This is a genomic window from Bowmanella pacifica (assembly GCF_014645355.1).
Taxonomy (GTDB): domain Bacteria; phylum Pseudomonadota; class Gammaproteobacteria; order Enterobacterales; family Alteromonadaceae; genus Bowmanella; species Bowmanella pacifica.
Window position 1 is genome coordinate 71,568 of sequence record NZ_BMLS01000002.1, and the last position, 21,347, is coordinate 92,914.

General features: G+C 50.6%; 15 protein-coding genes. 6 read left to right on the top strand and 9 right to left on the bottom strand.

What is annotated here, in order from left to right; translation table 11 throughout:
• Nucleotides 1-119 precede the first annotated feature (119 nt).
• Nucleotides 120-932, bottom strand: a complete 813-nt coding sequence (locus tag IEX02_RS06460; RefSeq protein WP_188692046.1) for a PIG-L deacetylase family protein — start codon at nucleotides 930-932, stop codon at nucleotides 120-122.
• 42 nt (nucleotides 933-974) lie between these two features.
• Entirely contained in the window at nucleotides 975-3,533 is a 2,559-nt protein-coding gene (locus IEX02_RS06465) for a TonB-dependent receptor (RefSeq protein WP_229702118.1), read from the bottom strand.
• A gap of 186 nt (nucleotides 3,534-3,719) precedes the next feature.
• Here IEX02_RS06465 and IEX02_RS06470 point away from each other — a divergent pair, with 186 nt between their 5' ends.
• Nucleotides 3,720-5,765, top strand: coding sequence for a winged helix-turn-helix domain-containing protein (locus IEX02_RS06470; RefSeq protein WP_188692051.1), 2,046 nt, complete (start codon nucleotides 3,720-3,722; stop codon nucleotides 5,763-5,765).
• 20 nt (nucleotides 5,766-5,785) lie between these two features.
• Here IEX02_RS06470 and IEX02_RS06475 read toward each other — a convergent pair whose 3' ends face one another.
• The 3 genes from IEX02_RS06475 to IEX02_RS06485 form a co-directional block, all read right to left on the bottom strand.
• Entirely contained in the window at nucleotides 5,786-7,324 is a 1,539-nt protein-coding gene (locus IEX02_RS06475; RefSeq protein WP_188692054.1) for a S41 family peptidase, read from the bottom strand.
• Nucleotides 7,325-7,374: 50 nt separating this feature from the next.
• Complete coding sequence (locus tag IEX02_RS06480; protein ID WP_188692056.1) at nucleotides 7,375-8,766, bottom strand: TonB family protein; 1,392 nt, start codon at nucleotides 8,764-8,766, stop codon at nucleotides 7,375-7,377.
• 204 nt (nucleotides 8,767-8,970) lie between these two features.
• Nucleotides 8,971-11,484, bottom strand: a complete 2,514-nt coding sequence (locus tag IEX02_RS06485; RefSeq protein ID WP_308422490.1) for a TonB-dependent receptor — start codon at nucleotides 11,482-11,484, stop codon at nucleotides 8,971-8,973.
• Between the two features lie 1,359 nt (nucleotides 11,485-12,843).
• On the opposite strand from IEX02_RS06485, the gene IEX02_RS06490 reads away from it, so the two are divergent.
• The 3 genes from IEX02_RS06490 (at nucleotide 12,844) to IEX02_RS06500 (ending at nucleotide 14,635) form a co-directional block, all read left to right on the top strand.
• Nucleotides 12,844-13,293, top strand: coding sequence for a PH domain-containing protein (locus IEX02_RS06490; RefSeq protein WP_188692061.1), 450 nt, complete (start codon nucleotides 12,844-12,846; stop codon nucleotides 13,291-13,293).
• A 278-nt stretch (nucleotides 13,294-13,571) separates the two neighbouring features.
• Complete coding sequence (locus tag IEX02_RS06495) at nucleotides 13,572-14,210, top strand: hypothetical protein (protein ID WP_188692064.1); 639 nt, start codon at nucleotides 13,572-13,574, stop codon at nucleotides 14,208-14,210.
• An 80-nt stretch (nucleotides 14,211-14,290) separates the two neighbouring features.
• Nucleotides 14,291-14,635: a hypothetical protein gene (locus IEX02_RS06500; RefSeq protein ID WP_188692068.1), complete on the top strand. Its 345-nt coding sequence runs from the start codon at nucleotides 14,291-14,293 to the stop codon at nucleotides 14,633-14,635.
• A gap of 164 nt (nucleotides 14,636-14,799) precedes the next feature.
• Here IEX02_RS06500 and IEX02_RS06505 read toward each other — a convergent pair whose 3' ends face one another.
• The 4 genes from IEX02_RS06505 to IEX02_RS06520 form a co-directional block, all read right to left on the bottom strand.
• Nucleotides 14,800-15,714, bottom strand: coding sequence for a hypothetical protein (locus IEX02_RS06505; RefSeq protein ID WP_188692071.1), 915 nt, complete (start codon nucleotides 15,712-15,714; stop codon nucleotides 14,800-14,802).
• 21 nt (nucleotides 15,715-15,735) lie between these two features.
• Complete coding sequence (locus tag IEX02_RS06510) at nucleotides 15,736-16,383, bottom strand: anti-sigma factor family protein (RefSeq protein WP_188692074.1); 648 nt, start codon at nucleotides 16,381-16,383, stop codon at nucleotides 15,736-15,738.
• Nucleotides 16,376-16,918 carry an RNA polymerase sigma factor gene (locus IEX02_RS06515; protein WP_188692077.1) on the bottom strand — a complete coding sequence of 181 codons (543 nt, stop codon included), beginning with the start codon at nucleotides 16,916-16,918 and terminating at the stop codon, nucleotides 16,376-16,378. The genes IEX02_RS06510 and IEX02_RS06515 overlap by 8 nt, the downstream gene beginning before the upstream one ends.
• A gap of 111 nt (nucleotides 16,919-17,029) precedes the next feature.
• A complete protein-coding gene (locus tag IEX02_RS06520) occupies nucleotides 17,030-17,935 on the bottom strand; it encodes a hydrogen peroxide-inducible genes activator (RefSeq protein ID WP_188692079.1) in 906 nt (301 codons plus the stop codon).
• A gap of 184 nt (nucleotides 17,936-18,119) precedes the next feature.
• On the opposite strand from IEX02_RS06520, the gene IEX02_RS06525 reads away from it, so the two are divergent.
• On the top strand, nucleotides 18,120-20,378 hold the full coding sequence (locus IEX02_RS06525; protein WP_188692082.1) for a TonB-dependent receptor: 2,259 nt from the start codon (nucleotides 18,120-18,122) through the stop codon (nucleotides 20,376-20,378).
• Between the two features lie 3 nt (nucleotides 20,379-20,381).
• A complete protein-coding gene (locus IEX02_RS06530; RefSeq protein WP_188692085.1) occupies nucleotides 20,382-21,344 on the top strand; it encodes an alpha/beta hydrolase in 963 nt (320 codons plus the stop codon).
• Nucleotides 21,345-21,347 lie beyond the last annotated feature (3 nt).

Sequence of the window (21,347 nt, forward strand, 5' to 3'; positions counted from 1 at the left end):
GCGGAAACCAGATCATTCCCCTGGAATTCACCCTGATCTAAGTCGGGGACCGAAAGTCAGATGCGATAAGGGAAAACAAAAGACAAAACCATAGATGCAAATCTCTCAGCCCCAACCTATTACTCAAATAAGCCCTGCTTCTGCGGCACTTCAATATGCGACTGGCGCAAATAAACCTGCTTGGACGGGCCATCCACAAAGCGGGAGATAGCCTGTATATCGGCCGGGGTAAACTGCGATTGATGGCAGGCGATAGCCTTGGCCGCGCGCTGCATATCCGCTTTGGTAAAGGCAACTTTATGGGTCAGCCATTTATCTTCGCTGGTATGCCAGTTGTGTTGAATTAACTGCCCAAAGCCTGAGCCGTTATCTTGGTATTTATGCAGTTCCAGCTCTGAGGCGGCGGCAAAATACAGTGTATCCGGGCTGTGTTCAGTGGCTTTTTGATACACCTGCGCCACCAGATTACTGACCATACGATGGTCAGGATGCCCATAGCCGCCTTCCGGCCCCCAGGTGATTACCACATTGGGTTTAACCTGCTCAAACAGCTTGGCAATACTGCTATCCAGCGGTTGCAGGTTTTGCCACTGGGCCAGGCTGCCATCGACAAACTCGAGCATAATAGGCGGATTAATCCCAAGCGCCTTGGTGGCACATTGGGTTTCAGCCAGACGGGTTTGCTTTAAGGCCTCCCCTGCCGCAATACCGGCATGTTCGGTAACCCCGTGCTGGCCATCGGTCACCACCGCCAGATATACATCATGACCTTCGCGGGCATAGCGGGCCAATAGCGGCCCCACGGTTACCTCGTCATCCGGGTGGGCAAAAATGGCCAGAATACTGGGCTTGGCTGGCTCACTGGCCATCGCAGGTGACAGAGCAGTAAATGCCAGGCCCAGGCTGATTGCAAATTGAGTAAGTTTGTTCATAAGTACATCCTTTTACTGATTACGTCTCAAACAGCGCTGATATCAGAAGCGATAGCTAGCACCCACATAAAAGCGTCGGCCATTTTTATAGATGCCCAGCGGCGCACTACGCACCCTGTCATAGGAATACAGCACTTCGTCGGTCAGGTTGATGGCTTCCAGCAGCAGGTCCCAGTTGTCGTTAACATGCACTGTCAGATTCATATCCAACTGGCCGGTATTGTCCGCGCGCTCTTCCCCTAGGCCCGTGGCATAGCTGGTGCGGTAGTTATATGACAAACGGGCGCTGACCAGGTCATTTTCATAGTAACCGGAGAGGTTAAAGGTATGGCGTGAGTTACCCGGAATTTCCGATAACTCCTGACCCGGCGCGCCAGAGTCACGGTCGCCATCCACCAGGGTGTAGTTAGCGATAACGCCCAGCCCATAGATAAATTCATGTTGCAGGCCCAGCTCCAGGCCTTTAATAGTGCCGCCAGGACCGTTAACCGGCCTGTCGATGCTCATCTCAATGCCCTCATGCACTTCCAGCGAGCGGGACACATCCACAAAGGAACGCACATTTTTAAAGAACAGCGCCATGGATGCCAGCGATGCCTCCTGCCAGTACCATTCCAGACCAAGGTCGAACTGGGTGGCTCTGAAAGGATCTAAATCTGGATTGCCAGCCACACCTTGGGCCTGGGTTTTGTTGTAGTTGACCGAGGGCATAATATGCTCGTAATCGGGTCTGGCCATCACTTTGGCCGCCGCGCTACGCAGCACCAGATCTTCACTGAGATCGAAGGACAAATTCAGGCTGGGCAAAATATCGGTATAGCTACGCTCACGACTCAGCCAGGCAAACTCAGGCAAGCCCTCGCCAGGCAGTTGCTGATAACCGGATGACTGCTGGCGGGTATGTACCATTCTCAGGCCCAGATCGCCGCGATAATCCCGGCCTTTTAAATCAAGTTTGAGATAACCGGCCACCACTTTCTCGTCAATGATAAAGCGGCTTTCTTTCTCCTCACTGACCTCAAAGGGCAGGTGCTGATAAGCGCTTTCCAGGGCGGCGGTATCCACAAAAGCAAAATGCTTAAGGGTGTGCTGCGATCCTATCCCTTGCAGATAATCACTGGGAAACGCGGCGCTATAGTCACTCATACGCCAATCAAGCGAGCCTGCCAGCCCATCATACCCGCCGTTACGGGTGCGTAGCCTTTGAAGTTCACGACCGTGATCTTTGTATTTTGCGCCAAAACTCAGTTCCGACAGGATGGGATGGTCCATGGAGCGGCTGAAGTCCAGTTGCAGGTAGCTTTCCTCGTCTTCGGAATAGCTGGCATCCTGGCGCACTTCACTGATAAACCAATCCTGCCCTTGCTGTGGGGATACCCCATAGCTAACACGGATATCCCGTTCAACACTGGTATCGACCCGGTAATCGGTGTTGGCCGACCACTGTGAGGTGGAATCGGCGCTGGTGTCTCCGGAGCTGGCCGTTACCCCGGCCTGCAATTGAATTTTCCAATACTCAACAAAATGATTCAGATGCAGCTGGGCGCTTTTTTGGTCTATACGGGAATTCCGCCAAATCGCCTCCATCGAGGTGTTAAAAGGCGCATTGGGCAACTGATGATAGGTTGCGGCCAGTAAGGTATTGTCACTAATCTGCACATCGCTGATACGACCACCAGCGCGGTAGGTATTGCTCGGCAGCCATAAAAAATTCTGGTTGGAATTATCGGCATCCAATACCGAATACAGCACATTCAGGGTTAGATCGGTATCTTTACTGACACGCCACTGCCCAGATAACAGCGAACTGGTCAAATCGCGGGATTGCTGAAACAGCGCCGACCCGCCGCCGCCTGGCGTCCATAACCCCTGAATATCAGCATCGTCGGCATCCGACAAACGCAGACTGCCGTCGGCCTCCTGGGCAAAATTTCGCTCTGCCCAGCCCCAGGACTCCAGACCATCCCGGCGCAGGTTACGCTTATGCTTCACCAGCGCCATCAGCAGCCCCAGATCATTGCTGTCATCCCGCCAGTTATACAAGGCAGAAAACTGCGGCGCCCATTTATCGGCCACATCGGTATATTGCAACTGAGCCTTGAGCATCAATTTGCCCGGCTCGGTATCCAGTGGCTTAGGCGTATTCAGCACTACGGCACCACCCAGGGAGCCTTCATCTAAGTTTGCCTGCGGTGATTTATTCACTTCCAGCGAGGCCACCAGCTCAGAAGGGATCATCGTGTAGTTAAAACCACGGCTGGGCTGGGAGGAAATCCACCAGTCAGAGGAGGCAATACTGTGGCCGTTAAGTAAGGTCAGGTTCTGGCTCGGCGCTGTGCCTCGCACCCCAACCCGTTCACCCTCACCCATCACCCGATAAAGTGATACACCGGTTAAGCGCTGTAGGGACTCGGCCACGTTTTTGTCGGGAAACTTACCGATATTTTCCGCCGAGATAGCGTCGATAAAATTGCTGGTTTCTTTTTTGCTGTTGATCGCTTCGAGCAGGCTACTGCGAATGCCCCGAATCTTGATATGTTCAAAGGCGTCATCGGTCTCTTGGGCATAGCTACCCGCAGCCACAAATGACAACGCTGTCAAAATAAAACCCCGCCCTCGCATGCTGTCTTGCCCTCGATGATGCTTAGTTTTTAGGGAGCCATTGTGTATTTGGCTTCATCCGGCACAGATTGGCCGTTGCCTTGGCGCTTCCGGAACCATAAAATAACATTGTACAGCAGTGATTTACCAATATTTTCACAAACTTACAGGGATGCTGACAATACGTTGACAAATCAGGGTAGCAACAACCGGATCCGACTGAACCAGGTCTTGGTGGACTTCGCCGCCCTGAAGTTACAGATTGACGGGATTTGGTATGACATTGAAGCCAGGCAACTGGCCCTGCTCAGGCTGTTAATCGAGCATCAGGGGCAAGCGGTTTCCCGTCAGCAAATCATGGATAAGATCTGGCCCGATGTGGTGGTCAGTGACAATTCGGTCAGCCAGGCCGTTACCCAGTTACGCAAATCCCTGCAGGAGCCCAAAGACAGCCCAACCTTTATCCGCACCGTGCCGCGCAAAGGCTATCAGCTGATTGCCGATATTCATTACCCCGACAATACGCCCCAGCCACAGGCCAGTATCACGCTGCGCCGGGCTGCGGGGCTGGCGCTATCCCTGATACTGGCGATAAGTTTGCTGGTCTTATGGCTATGGCCAGCCAGCCCCCATCCATATCATCACAAGGCGCAGTTAACCGCCAGCCCAGGGGATGAAGCATTCTTAACCCTATCGCCGGATAAGCGTTATTTACTCTTTACCCAGCAAGATGCACAAAGCGGCTTACGCGACCTGATGGTATTCGACCGCCAAAGCGAAAATATTCACGCCCTGCGCCAAAGCGGTTACGACGAACTGTCACCGGCCTGGTCGCCGGATGGCCAGCGCCTGGCCTATATCAGGCAAAACGCCTTTAGTTGTCAGATACGCACCTTGACCTTATCCGGGCCGGTGGAAACCTGGCGCCTGGCCCAAGACAGTCCCCTCACTGACTGTCAAACCGACGCCGGTCAAAGCAAGCTGCGCTGGACACGCAGCGGTCTGTTCTACCTTGACCCGGTTAGCAACCGTTTACTTCGTTTAAACCTGGATGCCACGCCCGTTGAAGCCACAGAGCACTGGCAGAATGTGGCGTATTTTGATGTGGATGTCACAGGTCGCCATTTACTGCGAGCCAGTCGTCGCGGCAAATTACTGTATTTGGATTATGACGATCTGAAAACCGCTGAGCAGCAATATGTGCAAACCCTGACACCGCCCATTGCCAGCCTGAAATGGCAGGTACCCGGCCAACAATATTGGCTCGCCGGCCAGCAACTGCGCTTAGCCGATATTGATGGCACTCGCCAGAATTTGGCCGCACCACCGGGTTTTATTATGGATATGGCACAGGTTAGCGACGAAACCAGTGAGCAGTTATTTCTGGCTTCAGGCACCTTGCAAGCCAACCTGGTGGTGATGGATATGCAATCTCCCCAGCAATTGCACGCGCTGACGTCCTCGCCCAATTTTGAATATTTACCGGCACTGTCTGCCGATGGGCTGCAAACCGCTTATATCTCGCAGTACTTTGACTATGTTGACCAGCAGGTACATCAGGAAGTGTGGGTTAAGCATAGCCAAAAGCCTACCGCCACCTTGCTTACCGCCCTGCCTGATGATGTGCAGCCGGATTATCTGAGCTGGTCACCCCAGGGCAGTTTTTTATTGTTGCAAGACAAACAGCAACGGGTATTTCTGCTGAACCTGTATGCGCGCAGTCTGCACCCGGTACTGACGGATTTTAAACAGGTATCGGCGCTCTACTGGCTGGATAACGAACAGCAGCTTTACTTTAGTGCCGTGCAAGGGGATAGCGCAGTTGCAGGCAAGTTTGATCTGCAAAAACAGCAGGTGGATTTAATCGCCCCGCAAGCCGGTACGCCAGTATTGTTAAACGCCAGTTTCGACGACTTTAACCAACGGATATTGGACATACTCACCGCCGCCCTGCCAGAGATCCCCGCAGCCCGGCTTACCCAGGCCATCACCCGCATTCGCCCGGCGTTAACGCCAGACAATCTGTACTTTGTGCTGCCAGGCCTGACAGAGTCAGACCTATTAAAACTGGACAGACAAACAGGCGACGTGCAGCTTATTCATCAGTTGGCCATTCACCAACAACACCTGGGCTTAACCTTAAATCTGGCGGTCAGCCCGGATGAACAACAGATGGTGATGAGTATGCTGAGCTCCCAGCAGAACAACCTTATGCTTAGGGAGCGTCAGTAGCCGCTGACTGCGGTGCCGCATTACAGTTGCGACAGAGTATTGAGCAAATTTTGATGTGTTCTGGTGGAAAAACTTTGCTTTTCTACCGCTAGCGGAAAATCCAAAACATCGCTATTCCCCTCAAGCACCACACCAGTCAGATTTACCGTACGTGAAATCGGTAAACGATATTGCGCCACCAATATGTCAGCGCCAAAATCCACATTTTCCCCTTCGCCTTTAATCACAGTGCTGAACTGACCATCAGCGTTTAACAACAAATACCCATCCAATCTGGCATAGGTACCGTCGGTGGCAGGTAGCTGCCCAAAGACTTTCGCTCCAGCATAGGCTTTTAATCGCCAGACAAGATCGTCACAAGAACTAACACATTGTGGGTTGGTCACAATAGCGAGGCGCTGGTATTGAATAGCTGACGTTGCCGGAGCCACATCCTTACTCTGGCAAAGCGCTGAACCACGACAAAAATCGGCCCTAAGTGGCAAATAGGTCTGCTTTTTATCTTCGTCGCTCAATAGCTGATACCAGTCCTCTGCGAACTCACTGCCGTAAAAGGCACTTACCCTGGTTGCCTGGTTCTGCAACGGTTCAACGTTACGATAACGCACTAGATTGTCTTTAAAGGGTTTACCAAATGCAGCCACCCACGGCGTATTTTCAGAGCCGCCGGGGTTGTTTTGTAGATCCACAACCAGTTTTTTGGCTGGCTTACTGTTTATGATGTCCCGAACGCCATGAATGGCACCGCACATGCCAGTGGCTTGCTCAGCACTACAGTAAATATCATCTTGCTCTGTACCCCAATTTCCGAAAAACAGGATCTTCAGTACAAAAGCATCATCCGTTTCATACAAACAAGCTTGCTCAGAAACATAGCGCTGCTGGAAGGATAAACCTTCATAAAGCCCTTCACAGGTAGGCGCGTTACTGGTGCTGATGGTTCTGTTTTTATCAGCCCCGCTCGCAAGGGTTAGCTTAGTGCCATCATGATAGGCAATCTCCAGTGAGGGCTCGCTCAGGTTAAAGCGATAGCCTCGTTCCATGTCTGTTACAAAGCTCTCTAAACAACCTATCTCATGCGCGCTGCGGCAAAAGTAGTTGTGATAGTCGCTAAACAGTTTTGTTATATCAACACCGTTAAGCAACTTGATATCTTTACCGTCTTGTTGGTTAAAAAAGCTCAGTTTGGGCCAGGTATAACCTATATTTACCTCCGGCCAGCGAGGTACGGGAGTGACCTGTTCCTTGATCCAGTCGCCAACTTGCAAAAAGCTGTGCTGATTAACGATACCGAAATGCAAACTGCCGATAGCAAAATACAAGGCATTCCAATTCTCGGCTTGTGCAATTTGCTCAGTGGCATGCGCTCTATATTGGTTCCATTTAACGTCCCGGGTTTGGTCTCGTACATATATACTCAGGGCATCAATACTCTCCATCCCCTTGAGTAAAGTATCCGCCAGCGCTTGACGTTGTTGCACATCCGGAAAAGCAGGCTCAGCCGCACTAGCGCCAAAGCCCAAAAACAATCCCCAAAATGATAGTGCCAGCTTTTTCATGATTCCCTTCCTCATCTTCCGTTGCAATGTATAGCGATTAAGTATGGTTATTATTGTAAGACTGATGAGCTAAGCCAGTTTTGAATATCCTGGCGATACCATTCCCGGCTCTCGGCGTGTTGCAGCGCTTTTTCTGCCTGGATGCGGGCCGCCTTAGCTTGTCCCTGACGGCTCAGCAGGCGGGCCTGAATAAACAGCAATTGTGGATGCTGGTCATCCAGCGCCAATCCCCGCAGTAACAAAGGCTCAACGTCATTTAGCAGGCCTTGTTGAAGGTTAAGCTCGGCCAGATCGCGAATGGCACGAAAATGCCCCTGTTCGGCTGCTTGACCTAACCATCGCGCCGCTTTACTGAAATCTTGTTGTACGTCTTTACTGTCCAGAATTTCTCTGGCCAGACGATACTGTGCTACCGCCAGACCAGACTGCGCGGCTTGTAACACCCAATTTAAACCTTTGTGGCGATCCGACTCAGCCAGTTGTCCTCTGAGCAAACTGCTGCCCAGGCGGTACTGTGCCAGCGCATAACCGTTTTTGGCCGCATCCAGCAATACCTCGCCCGGCGCATTATCCTGCTGAAAATGCCGGCGCAGCAGCATGGCGGCATTGCTTTGTTCGGTCATCAGCCAGTTAGAAATATAGTATTGCACCACGGCATCGCCCTGCTCAGCCCGTTCGATCAATTCACTAATGCGCTGCTGATAGGCATTGCTCTGACGGGAAAAACTTTCCCGGTAGCGACGGCCCTTATGGGTGCTGAAATGATAAAGCAATGAGCGACTATGGTAGGGCTGGGGCTGACCGTCTTTTACTAGCGGTTGGTAACGCCAGCGACTGACGGCATTATAGATAGCCCGTTCAAACTCGCGGGGTGGGTAACCATCAATAATTTCCAGATCATTTACCGCGCCACTGGGATCAATATCAAACTCAACCCATACCCAGCCTTCCAGACCTTTTTTATAGGCTTCTTCGGGATACACTGGCTCCAAAAAATGGCTACGCTGAGGCGCTAAGGCTTCATCTAGGCTGGCGTCAGAGGTAAATATGGGTTGTAGATTTTCTTGGTAATTGAGGAAGCCAAACTCATGGTCAAGCTGCTGCTTAAGTCCTACCGGTTCACTTTGCTGTGGCAAGTGCTGATACACCAGACTGGCGGCGGAGCCCGCCTCAGACAAACCAAAATCGGCGGCAATGGAAAACCAGGCAAAGGCTTTGGCGTAGTCTTTGTCCTGTCCCTGGCCATGCAGATTCATAACGCCCAGATTGTACAAGGCATCCACATTTCCCAGCCGGGCCAGTTGCATAAATTCCTGCCGGGCTTTGTCAAATTGTTCCTGCTGGTAGGCAACGGTGGCCGTCAATAGGTCTGCTCTCACCATCATACTGGCGAGCAACAGGCCCACAGAGGCAAACAAACCGCATAGAACTGATCTCAACAATAGCTTCCCATGATAATGGTCGTAGCGTCCACGCTCAGTCCATTTTACTTAAATATTCGCCATTGTCTGCTATATACTTGATTCAAAATAAAAATTTAACGAAGTCCACTGAGACAAAAAAGCCCCTGACTTGTTAGTCAGGGGCCAACACCAGACAGCAACATGAGAGGGCACTCGTTTTGGCTGTCGTCGGATTTAGCTTACTTAGAAGCTGAAACGCATACCGGCTACATAGCGACGACCATCGCGGTACAGGCCGGTCAGGGCATGCTCTACGCCTTTTTCCTGATAGCTGAAAATCAGTTCATCGGTGAGGTTGATCCCTTCCAGTACCAGGGTCAGATTATCGTTAACCTTATACGAGATATTGGCATCCAACTGACCGTAGTCATCGATATAGCCGGGCCATGCTGAGCCACTGTCATAACCGGTGCGATAGTTATAGGAAATACGCCCACTCAAATACTCATTCTCGTAGTAAGCACTAACGTTAACGGTATGCTCCGAGTTACCCGGGATAGTAATGTCATTGCCCTGGGCATCTTTGGCTTCACCGTCTACAAAGGTGTAGTTGGCCATCAGGCCTATGCCCTGGTAAAGCTCCTGCTGATACCCGAGCTCTATACCCTGAATGGTCCCGCCTTGTCCGTTGGTAGGCCGGCTGATACTGATTTCCCGCCCCTCAAAGACTTCCTGACTGGTCACGTCACGCACAAATGACTGGATGTCCTTATGGAAGTAAGCCGCAGAAAAAATACCCGCTTCACTGAAGTACCATTCGATACTCAGGTCAAACTGGTTGGCATAGTAAGGGTCTATATTAGGGTTACCGCCATCACCGGTGCGGGTCTCGGTATTGTAAGAGGTTGACGCCGTCATATCCGTGTAGTCAGGGCGTGACATAACGCGGGCGGCACCAAAGCGCATAATCAGATCATCATCCAGGTCGATGGCCAGGTTCAGGCTTGGCAACACATCCAGATAGTCTTTGTCTTTAGTTACCCACAGTTCTTCACCTGTAGGGCCTTCATAGGCGCTGGAGGATTGCTGCGTTTGCACCACCCGCACGCCCAAGTTACCGCGCATGCCTTCCACATCAATATCGGCCATCACATAACCGGCCAGAATCTTCTCTTCCACCTCAAAGGTACTGGCTTTGAGCACTCGATAGTTCCAGCCCAGGGCATCACCTTCGGCGCGTACTTTATCAGAATCGGTAATGGCGTAATCACGCAAGGTACCCGCAGTGCCCTGCCCTGACAGGAAACCACCAGGCATCGCCAGCGAGTAATCCGCCAGGCTCCAGTTTAAATCGGTTCGCGCATCTGTGGTGTTTTTGGTGTTAAAACGTGAATGGTCACGATACTTCACGCCAAATTTAAGCTTGTCGAATACTGCTAAGTCCAACGAGCGGGAAAAGTCGGATTGCAGATAGTATTCTTCATCTTCGGCCAGGTTATTGTCGTAACGCAAAAAGCTCAGATCCCACTGATTACCGTCTTTAGGGTCGGCGTCATAGCTGGTCTCAATGCTCTTCACCTGGGATGCATCATAACGATGCACATAGTTACCGCCCCAGCCCACACTGCGGTCTGCTTGTGAGCCCCCACTACCTTCTGTGTAACCGGCCTGCAAGCTGCTGGTCCAGATATCCCCGTCATGTTTAAGGGTAAAGTCATACACCTTGGTCTTTAATTTGGAGTTACGTACCTTAGTTTCATCAAGAATATTGTCCTGCCCATCAGGGGCCAGGCCCAGCGTGCCAGCTGAGAGGAAATTGCCCACCACATTATGGCTGGTAATAGTGACATCCTGATACATAGCGCCGTTATACTCAGGGAGCCACAAAAAGTTCTGATTTTCGTTATCCGCATCTAAGGTGGAGTCGAGAATATTCAGGGTGGTTTCCAGATTGTCCTGCGGGCGCCATTGCAATACCGCATTTAAACCGGTTCTGACCCGCTCCTGGCTGAAACGCGCCGAGCCGCCGCCACCCGAGCTATACACATCTTCATAAACCGTACCGTCTTCTAAGGTGATATCGCGATGATCCCAACTCCAGGCCTCAATACCGTGGCGCTGCAAATTACGCTCCTGGCGGATAACCGAGAACAGCGCACCAAAGGTCTCGTCCTCGTTCTTCCAGCTGTATAGGCCGGACAATACCGGGTCGGTCTCGCCTGACACCTCGCTATATTGCGCCATGGCAGAGCCAAATACCGAGTTGGCATCAAGGTCTAGCGGCTTACGGGTTTTCACCACAATAGTCCCGCCGATAGAGCCTTCATCCACGTCCGCCTGCGGCGATTTGTACACTTCCAGGCCAGATACAATTTCGGCCGGTAGCATAGTGTAATTAAAGCCACGGCTTGGCGCGGAGTTAGTCCACCAGTCGGCCGAGCCAACCGCCTGACCGTTCAACAAGGTACGGTTCTGGCTTTCCGTGGTACCACGAATGCTCACCCGCTCCCCTTCACCGTAGCCCCGGGTAATAGACACCCCCGTGATACGTTGCAGCGACTCCGCCACGTTTTGATCCGGGAATTTACCGATATCTTCCGCCGTAATCGCATCCACTATGCTGTCTGAAAAGCGTTTGGCATTTAGCGATTTCACCACACTGCCACGAATGCCCTGCACCTGAATGGTTTCCACTTCCTCGGTGGCCGTTTGTTGCTGAGCCATTACCGCATGGCTTTGTAAACCTAATCCCGCCATTAAGGCCAGTTGGATGGCACAGGTAACCCTGGCCTTATTGAACTGATGCATTGTTATGATCCCCTTATATTTTTATTTGCTTTGCACACCCATCCCGGACGTCTCGGCCTTGCCATATTGGTTACCGGGAGAACCCACCGCGGCCTTCGCCCGGCAGATGCAAATTTTTTGTAAATGAGGCCAGATGAAGTGTCTTGAAGTGCTGTGAAAAGTTGTGAATGGAAAGCTAAGAAATTGAATTTATTAGTATTAAACAATTCTTTATATTGGTTCGTGTTAGCGTTATACAGGCCAAGGGAAAGCCAATTTGCTAACAACAAACCAGACGGTCTTAGCTAAAAGCAAAGAAAATTATTTGGTTTTAAGGATCAGAAATGGAGAAATAGACGCGCTGGATGATGCAGATCAGATGGACAAATAAAACCGCTAACTCTGCACTTTTATTTCGCATCACTAGCAAGAGGTTAGAGATAAAAGTATGGCAACCTCGCACCAAGGAACGCCATATCAGAGAATAGCTAGGTCAATCCCCTCATCGACTACGCCTGAACACAGCGGGGAAAACGCTAGCTACCACTCCCCTAAAGCTCTGTAGAGCGAACCAGCGCCAGGCAGATATCCGTATAACAGCAATAGTACGGAACACGTCCGTCTTTCCCCGGCACCAAATTGGTGCGTCCCAGAAAAACTCTGGCTAGGCAATAAGTTAGAAGCATGCTAAAAAATGACCAAGTAAAAGTACGGCGAAAGGCCGTGTTTAAACACGGCGCTTCGCCGGGCAATAAACTGTTGTAACTCTGGGAGAGTTCGTTGAAAGACTCAGTTTTCTTCACAATACTGGCCGGTGTTTCGGTTTTCGTCTTGGGTCAATTTATTCTCAAGTTGGTGCTTGAGCCGATAGTCTCCTTCAAGGAAAGCCTGGGTAATTTATCCGCATTTTGTCTGAGGTACAGAGCTAAAATCACAAACGCCAACGCTTCACTTGAACTCCAGAATGAACTCAAGATATTGATCTCGACGATTTTATCGAAAAGCCAGTCCGTTCCGTTTTACTCGGCTTTTGCCAAAGTGCTCGGCTTGCCAAATAAAGCGTCGATAATCGAAAGTTGTCATCTTCTAAACGGCATATCATATGAAATGGTCAGAGATACATCACAGCATCAGGGAAAGTTCCAAGGGTCCGTTCAAATACTTATGGATCTCCAGAGAGTGAGCGAGTTGTTGAGAGTTCGACTTGATTACAGTGAGTTATAACAAATGCAGGCACAGTGACGTCCACTAAATTGCGCCTTTGGATCCATTCCGCGGGCGCACATGCTGCAGGCGTCATATTGCTGGTTTAACATCGGAAATATATATATGGAAGCAGTGAATACATCAAAATTGATAAGATCGCTCGAAGCTGTTTTAGAAATATTTTCAAAGCTCTTTGGTACTTACTTAGTGTATTTACTAATAAGTGAAATTGGAAACTATATTAGTGAAGATTTCGCAAAAGATACTTTGCTGAGTCTATTACTTTTACCTGCCATTTACGTGTTGAAAGATTCATTAATAATTTTTGAACCTTTCTTTTCCAAGGTGGAAATTTCTAAAGAGGTTGTTACCGTAAAAAACGGCATTACTCCCAGAATAACTGATAGTTTAAAAATCAGTAGCATTGATAACGTTGAGGTGGTTAAAACTCCCCTCGGCTATATATTTAATTACGCCTCTATCCGACTCTATGGAAAAGGGGGGTATGTAAACATGCCATATGTATGCAAAGCAGACGAAGTCAGCAAACATTTTAAGCTGGGTACAGAGTAAGGGAAAATAACAAGTGATAGTGCTCAAAATACAATAAATAGAGCGATATTTTCACGCCATCCTTCTTAATTTTCAGCTTGGAATTTAAAATAGAAATCAGCATTACTCAGGCTGACAAAGAATGTCACAGAGAAGATAACGCTCCCTAAATCTGTGCAAGCCTTTTGGCGTCATTAGGCGTACACTGACCAGTCTCTGCGCCTTATGTACCGCAGGAAAGGAATATTGATGAAAGTACCTCAAAGACATTTCCAAGCAGCCGATGGATGTAACGCCCTATGGAAATAGTCCTAATAGTCTTTCTGCTGCTTATGCTAATTGGCAGCTTGTTTGGCGCAGTCAGGATAAGCCAGTGGATACTAAAAAATAAAACCCGGGCCAGGATATTGTACGCCACGCTGATACTGGGTGTGATTGGGATAGGGATCCACCACCTTTTTTATAAGCATATGCGTTTTATCCGGTCCGAGGTTTATCCCAACCTTTATTTAGTCCAGTACCCCGATGAGGATAATAATGTCCTTCAGCAGGCGATACGACAGCGCGTCATCACACACCTAAAAAGCGAGTTTCCTGTGGGTAAAACCCTGGCCTATGAGAAACAAAGCACTATTTTCTTTTACCAATACTACAAGGCTTTCCCCATTAGTGTTTTCCAGGATGAAGGCACCGCTTACTTTATTGACAACGAAGAAGACCTGGGTGGCATGGTCACGGAAGAGCTGGGTATGTATAGACGGTACAAATTAGCCGAGTTTAACTACACACCCTGCCAAGCCGAGGCCCCTTTGCACTGCGGTGAGCTGCGCTATTTCGATGAGCATGGTGTGGTTAAATCCGACCGTCTGTCCAATCTGGTTGCGCCCGCAAAAACCACTAAAGATGCCATTAACACTGCTGCTAACCCTGAATTTTAAGCATTGCATAACGGCAATCTTTACTGTCAATACGGGCCGTTTGTCTGTCAAATGAGCATAAACATAAAGGCACTGTTTATATGACGACGATAAGAAAGTCATTGCTGGAATACCTGATTTGGACAATAGCTGCCCTGCTGCTAGGCATGGGCTATATGCACCTGATTCTCGGCTCAGCACCAGAAGAAACCAACAGCTTGTCGTTTCTGATTGCAAAAATATATGTCTTTGCCCTGCTTTATGTAGGTGGCATTGTCGGCGCCATCTTAGCGGTGCTTTTTATACTTTTTGATGTCTTTTATCTGAAAAGAAAATGGCAGTCATCTCGTCACTTTTTCGCCATTCGTGCGGTTTCCATGCTGTCTATCCTGGCCGTTCTCGGTACCTTGCACTACCTGCTTGAAAAAACCTTTGATGTGATATGAGCCCAACGCACAAGCAACACTATATCTTGTATCTGTTCAGACTTTTACGTTGATACCAAGGAACCGTGGCGTGAAACGAAGCACAAGATTACCCCCATAAAAAAGCCCGCGATAAGCAATAGCGGGCTTTTTCTCAGCATCGGGCGTTATCTTCGCCCCGGCACTTAGAATTGGTAGGTATTGGCCTTGCCTAACAGTTTTTGTGTATCCAGTTTACCGGCCACACAAGACTGCACATCTTTATAGTCAAATACGTAGATACGATCCTGGCTCTTGCCACGCCCTTTGTTATCGGCGTAACCGTCCAGCACTAAGGTAATATGTTCACCCGCCGGTAGGCTCTTCAAACCACTGCCGTATTTACACAGAATATCCGCGCTGTTTTGTTCAAACTCGGCCAGAAACTTTTTGCTTTGTTCCTGCGCCGCCGCCACCCGTTTACTGTTGGCTTCGCGCTGCTCTTCCTGCAATTGCTGGGCGTACTTTTCTAACTCACGCTGGCGCTCGCGAATCTTCGCCAGTTCTTTTTGCAGCTCTTTGGTTTCTTTTTCCAGCTCTGCGCGACGCTCGCCTTCGGCATGACGTTTTTCAAACTCATTATCACGATTACGGCGCTCAACCTCGCGAGCTTCCCAGTTCAATTCGCGTTGTTTGTCTCTAAGCTCACTCAGCTTGTCATTAGACTCCACAAACAGCTCACGTACCCGCTCCAGCTCCTCACCAATAGACTCGTACTCAATCACATGCCCTTCATTTTCGATTACGATGGCACTGCCATTCACTTCAATTTGCGGCGCGACCGGCGGCACGGGGATCACATGATCAATACCGTTAAAGGAAAAGCGGTAACGATGACTACCCGAGGTCTGAATTCTGAATACCACGCCCTGGCCAGCCAGATAAGTGCTTTGCAAAGTGCGCACGCTAATGCCTTTTTTATCGCGATTTTGCTTGTAACTGGTTTGCATGATGCTGCTCATGATTTCCAGCTCTTTACTCAGCTCTTCAAGCTGAGGGGCGGCCTGCACACTGGCTGCAAACATACCGGCTAACAATAAACAAATGGATGACTTTTTCATGGCTGACCTCGTTATTTCTGGTTACAGGTTTTCCTGGGCCACTGGCTCCGGATTCTGATAAACCTGCTGCTGAAGCTTGTTAAACTGACGGGCATAGAACTGTTGGTCGTCTTCCCGCTGCTGGTTGACGAACTTAATCAGTTCGGCAAAATCTTCCCGGCGTTCGCTGCGACTGGCCGTGAGCAAATAGCTGGTCAACTGGCTGCTGACATCCTGCTGCTGCTCGCGCATTTCACGGCTGTAGTCGGCCAATAGCACTTGCTGCTGCTCACGGAACTGAGCGATTTCGGTATCCACCTGGCGGCGAATCTCATCCTCACGCCCCTGTCCGGCAAAACTGACCGTCAGCGCGCCACTTTGTATCTGCACTTCAACCCTAAACAGCACCATCACCAGCGCTAACATAGACATACCAAAAGACAAAGACGGCATGGCTCGCAATCGCCACCAGGATGACGACGCCCCAGGCTGTGGGCCTATGGCCGGTATTTGCCAATTAGGTACAGGCTGCTCCTCATAGTGCTTAGCCGTATGGCTCACCTGCTTGGCCAGCGCCACTTGCTGGGCAAACTCATCATCTTGTGCGCATAACTGTTCAAATGCCTGTTGCTGCGCCGCTGATAGCTGGCCGTCTAACCACAATGCAAACAATTCATGCTTGTCAGACATATTGCACCTCCATCAATGCTTTCAGTTTGCCAAGGCCCGTATATAAGCGGGATTTCACCGTATTACTCGATACGCCCAGCTGCTCGGCAATTTCTTCAAAGGTAAACTGACTAAAAAACTTCAACTCCACCACCGCCTTTTGCTCCAGTGACAACTTTTGCATGGCCCTGATTAATTCCCGCGACTGCGCGTCGGCAATGGTCAGGCGACTGACACAAGATTGTTCATCCACCAGCGGGTTTTCTTCATCCAACGGCTGGTAGTCACGCTTGCGCCGATAAAACTCCACCATCCGATGATGAGCGATACGAAACAACCAAGCCTTGAATGTGCCTTCGCCACGAAAGCTGGCCAGATTACGGAACACCGACAAGAACACTTCCTGAAGCAAGTCCATCGCATCGTCGGCATTTCCCGTCATGCGCAGGCCGTAGTTGTATACCGCTTTGTCGTAGCGTTTTACCAGTTTTTGCCAGGCTGCATTGTTGCCGCTCATGGCCTTGCTGATCAGCTTCTCATCAGTTTGTTCGAACAAGGCCTTCCCCAGTCATGTTCACATTCCGTGCTGCGTTGTTATTCTCTGCTCTTAATGTCGAGGCCAGTCAGAAAATAGTTTGGTGGAATTTAAAATTATTTTTTCACCGGCTTACAGCACAGGTTTAGGCATCAGCGGTTGCAGCAACTCGGCAATGCGGCGGAACAACCGTACCCGGGTGGTACCGTTACGCCACACCAGGCCGATCTCCCGGTACGCCTTATCTTCGGCCGGAAATGACACCAGCGAACTGTGCTGCAGTATGTCGCTTTTCAGCGCCAGCTCCGGCAGGAAGGTCAAACCCAATCGGCTGTTGGCAAGCTGCACTAAGGTAAACAAACTGCTGGCCGCCAGTGCACTAACCTGCTCTTTGTGTTTCAGGCCACAAGCGCTTACCGCATGGCCGGTCATACAATGTTCCTGCTGCAATAAGAACACGCTGTCTTTAGGTAAGGCGCTGAAATCCAGCGGCGAAGGCAGTAACTTGACCATATCGGGGTGTGCCACCAGATGGAAAGGATCATGACCAATCACCATCTGCTTACAGCCAGGGGTTTCCATGGGTAAGGCCAGGATCAACAAGTCCAGTTCGCCGCCATGCAGCTCCCTTAACAGGTTGGCGGTGGTATTTTCCTGCAATTGCAGACTTAAATCGGGCAGCGCCTCGCCCAAGGTGCTTATCAAGCCTTGCAGCAAAAATGGCGCAATAGTGGGGATCACGCCAAGCTTAAGTTTACCTGCCTGCCAGTTTCCAGCACTGTGGGCATAATCCACCAGCTCGCTGGCGCCGTTAAGCAAGGCTTTACAACGCTCCACCATTTCCAGCCCCAGCGCAGTAAAAATAAAGGTTTTATGATCCCGCTCCAACAACTGGCAGCCCAATTGTTCCTCCAGGTTCTGAATGGCGGTACTTAAGGTGGATTGGCTGACAAAGCAGCGCTGTGCGGCACGGTTAAAATGCTGCTCTTCATGTAAAACCACCAGGTAATGCAAGTGTTTAAGATTGGGCCATTTCATCCCGACCTCCTTTGTAACTAAACCTATTAAAAGGCATGAAATTAATCTAATTAGCTAATCCTAACAGAATAATCTCCGTTTGCCTGAGCGTATTTGTCCCCTTAGATTGAAGTTTTTTGTCCTTGTGGTTGCGCCCCCCTTACCGCAACAATTCAAACACAAATTAACAAGGCGTTTACATAAGATGATGTCACACCCTACCAATTCATTAACATTCGCGCTTAACACCCGTAAACAGTTGCTGGCTCTGGCTGTCGGCCTGGCTTTAGCGCCCGCCGTTAACGCCCAGGCACCATCAGAACCCAAGGCGGAGCGCAGTATTGAAGTGATCGAAGTATCAGCCACGCGCCAAACCGAAAATCTGCAGGATGTGCCAATAGCCGTAACGGCTCTGTCGGCCAATGAACTGGAAAAAATGCAGATCCTGGACCTGGGTGACCTGGAGTCACATGTACCTAACTTAAACCTGCATGTGGGGGATGCCTCAAACGCGGTGATTTATATTCGCGGCGTGGGACAAATTGATTCGATCTCCTTTAACGACCCCGGCGTTGGCGTGTATCTGGATGACGTCTATATGGGCCGGGTACAAGGCTCGTTTCTGGATGTGGTGGATCCGCAACAAATTGAAGTGCTACGTGGCCCGCAAGGTACCTTGTATGGCCGCAATACCATAGGCGGCGCGGTGAAGTTTACCAGTGCCAAACCTACTGATATTACCGAAGGCTATGTAGATGTGGGCGTCGGAAACTATGGCCTGCTGAACCTCAAAGGCAGCATCAGTGGTGCCTTGGTGGAAGATAAATTGCTGGGTCGCTTTGCCATCGCCAGCAGCAAGCGAGACGGCTATGCCGAGAACACCCTAACGGGTGAAGATGATTACGATAAAGATACCCTGGCCTGGCGTGGCAGCCTGCTGTATCAGATCAGCGATAACCTGTCGGCTTACCTGGTGGTAGACGGCTCTGACAGCTCGCCCAATCATTCCCGTACCCCCCATCGTGAAACACCGATTTATTCGATGTCACAGGGGCAAATGCTGCCACCGGGAGATGACCCTTTTACGGTTAATGTGAACTACAACGATCTGGAAAGCCTGGAAACCGCAGGCGGTGCCCTGACCTTGGAATACTTGAGGGGTAACAGCACATTCAAATCTATCAGCGCCTATCGGCAGATGGACTATCGCACGCATCTGGATCTGGATGGCACCGCAGATGGCTCGTTCGGGATCTACAATTTTGAAGATCAGGATCAGCTCAGCCAGGAGTTCCAGTGGTTGTACAATACAGAAGGTATGTCACTGGTTTCCGGGGTTTACTACTTTAAGGAAGATGACAGCACCTTGGGCGGGGCAGTAGCACCGGACTTTTTTGTGCCGCTGGGCGAAGGTGTGTATTTCCCTTTCCCGGTAATGAGCGCCGGATTACGTGACCAGACCAATACCAGCAGTGCGATTTATGCCAACCTGAGCTGGGATCTGACCCCAGAGCTTGGACTAACCCTTGGGGCGCGCTACACCAAAGAGAAAAAACAGGTATCCAGCCGCGGGGAAGAATTTGCCGGTACAGGCATCAACAGTGCCGAAGAAATGGAACGAGTATTTGGTACCGGTGTTGGCCACTCACCCTCAGGTTATGACGCCGAACAGAGCTGGAACAACTTTTCCCCCAAACTGTCATTGGATTATAAGCTCAATGCCGATCACCTGCTGTATGCCAGCACCAGCCGCGGCTTTAAGAGCGGTGGTTTTAACGGCCGTTTAACCTCCTTTGCTCAGCCCTTTGACCCGGAAACCATGTGGAGCTACGAAGTGGGCTCCAAGTCCATGCTCAACAACGACAATGTACGTCTAAACCTGGCCGCGTTTTACAACGACTACAAGAACTTCCAGCTCAGTCGTTTCTCCATTGACCCGGATAGTGGCGCCTTCTTATCGCTGTTCGAAAACGCCGGTAAGGCCACTATTTACGGGGCCGAGATGGAGCTGAGCGCGGTGTTAACCGACTCACTGACTCTGAATATGAACGCCGGTTATCTGGGCGGCGGTTACGATGAGCTGATCGGCGATTTTGATCAGGAGATCAGCGATGAGCGCGAACTGGTTAACGCGCCCAAATGGAATGGTCGCCTTGGACTGGAATACTTTATGGAGCTGGACAGCGGCAGTCTGAACTGGTCGGTGTCAGCCAGCTATCGCAGCAAAACCTACCTGACGGTCAGCAGCAGTGAAGTGCTGGCGCAATCCGCTTATACCCTGATGGATATGTCGGTAACTTATCTGACTAATGACGAGCAGTGGCAGGTCAGTTTGTATGCCAACAACCTGACCGATAAACACTACCGTCAACACGGCTTCGATCTAAGTGCTTCCCCTGGCGTGCAGCTTGGTTACTACGGTGCGCCACGTACTTACGGCGCTAATCTCAAATACAGGTTCTAACAGATGATGGATAAGGAAACCCAAGCGCTGCTGGCGCAATTTAACCAGCATGTTCCCAGCACAGACGAGACGCAAACAGGCATTGAAGCGTCCAGAGCCGGGGCCAGAGCCATGTTTATCGGCCTGCAGGGGCCGGTTAATCCCGACTGCCGGGTTACGGATCTGAGTATTCCGGGCAAAGACGGCAAAACTCCGGCGCGGCTTTACCGGCCGCAGGGAGAGAGCGATATGCCACTGCCTCTGGTGCTGTTTGTACACGGCGGCGGCTGGTCTCTGGGCGATCTGGACTGTTATGACGCGCTGGTCAGGGATCTTTGCCAGCAAAGTGGCTGCCTGTTTATCAGTCTGGACTACCGTCTGGCCCCCGATCATCCCTACCCGGCAGGACTGGATGACGTCAGTCAGGCGCTGGACTGGGTGTTTGCCCAGGCACACACACTGCACGCCGACCCACAGCGCATCGCCATTATGGGTGACAGTGCCGGTGGCAATCTGGCGTTGGTGGCCAGCCATCGCTTACATAGTAAAGGCTCTTTGCGACTGGCAGCCCAGTACCTGATTTATCCGGTACTGGATGTGCATAATAGCCATGACCAATACCCCTCTCGTTTGCAGTTTGGTAACGGTGACTACCTGCTGGCCAACGCCGCCATTGACGGTACCCGAGACTGGTACATAGGTGGGCAGGCAGGCAGCGACAATCCCGAAGTCTCTCCTATGTTGCTCACTGAGCTTAGCCATCTGCCGCCCACGTCGTTACTGGTAGCGGGTTTTGATCCGCTTAAGGACGAGGGAGAGCGCTTTGCCAGGCGATTACAACAAGCCGATGTGTTGCTGCGCTTCCAAAGCTTTGAAAGCACCATTCATGCCTTTCTTTCTTTTGGTGACCTGCCGGTAGCCAGGGAAGCCAGGCAGGCACTGGCCAATCAGCTAAAACAGGATCTGGCCGGTTCACAAACAGCGTAAAGG

Excerpts from the sequence above, each read along its gene's own strand:
- IEX02_RS06475 (WP_188692054.1), bottom strand. The coding sequence starts at position 7,324 with ATGAAAAAGCTGGCACTATCATTTTGGGGATTGTTTTTGGGCTTTGGC.
- IEX02_RS06505 (WP_188692071.1), bottom strand. The coding sequence starts at position 15,714 with ATGAAAAAGTCATCCATTTGTTTATTGTTAGCCGGTATGTTTGCAGCC.
- IEX02_RS06525 (WP_188692082.1), top strand. The coding sequence starts at position 18,120 with ATGATGTCACACCCTACCAATTCATTAACATTCGCGCTTAACACCCGT.
- IEX02_RS06495 (WP_188692064.1), top strand. The coding sequence starts at position 13,572 with ATGGAAATAGTCCTAATAGTCTTTCTGCTGCTTATGCTAATTGGCAGC.
- IEX02_RS06510 (WP_188692074.1), bottom strand. The coding sequence starts at position 16,383 with ATGTCTGACAAGCATGAATTGTTTGCATTGTGGTTAGACGGCCAGCTA.
- IEX02_RS06485 (WP_308422490.1), bottom strand. The coding sequence starts at position 11,484 with ATGGCGGGATTAGGTTTACAAAGCCATGCGGTAATGGCTCAGCAACAA.
- IEX02_RS06490 (WP_188692061.1), top strand. The coding sequence starts at position 12,844 with ATGGAAGCAGTGAATACATCAAAATTGATAAGATCGCTCGAAGCTGTT.
- IEX02_RS06530 (WP_188692085.1), top strand. The coding sequence starts at position 20,382 with ATGATGGATAAGGAAACCCAAGCGCTGCTGGCGCAATTTAACCAGCAT.
- IEX02_RS06520 (WP_188692079.1), bottom strand. The coding sequence starts at position 17,935 with ATGAAATGGCCCAATCTTAAACACTTGCATTACCTGGTGGTTTTACAT.
- IEX02_RS06500 (WP_188692068.1), top strand. The coding sequence starts at position 14,291 with ATGACGACGATAAGAAAGTCATTGCTGGAATACCTGATTTGGACAATA.
- IEX02_RS06460 (WP_188692046.1), bottom strand. The coding sequence starts at position 932 with ATGAACAAACTTACTCAATTTGCAATCAGCCTGGGCCTGGCATTTACT.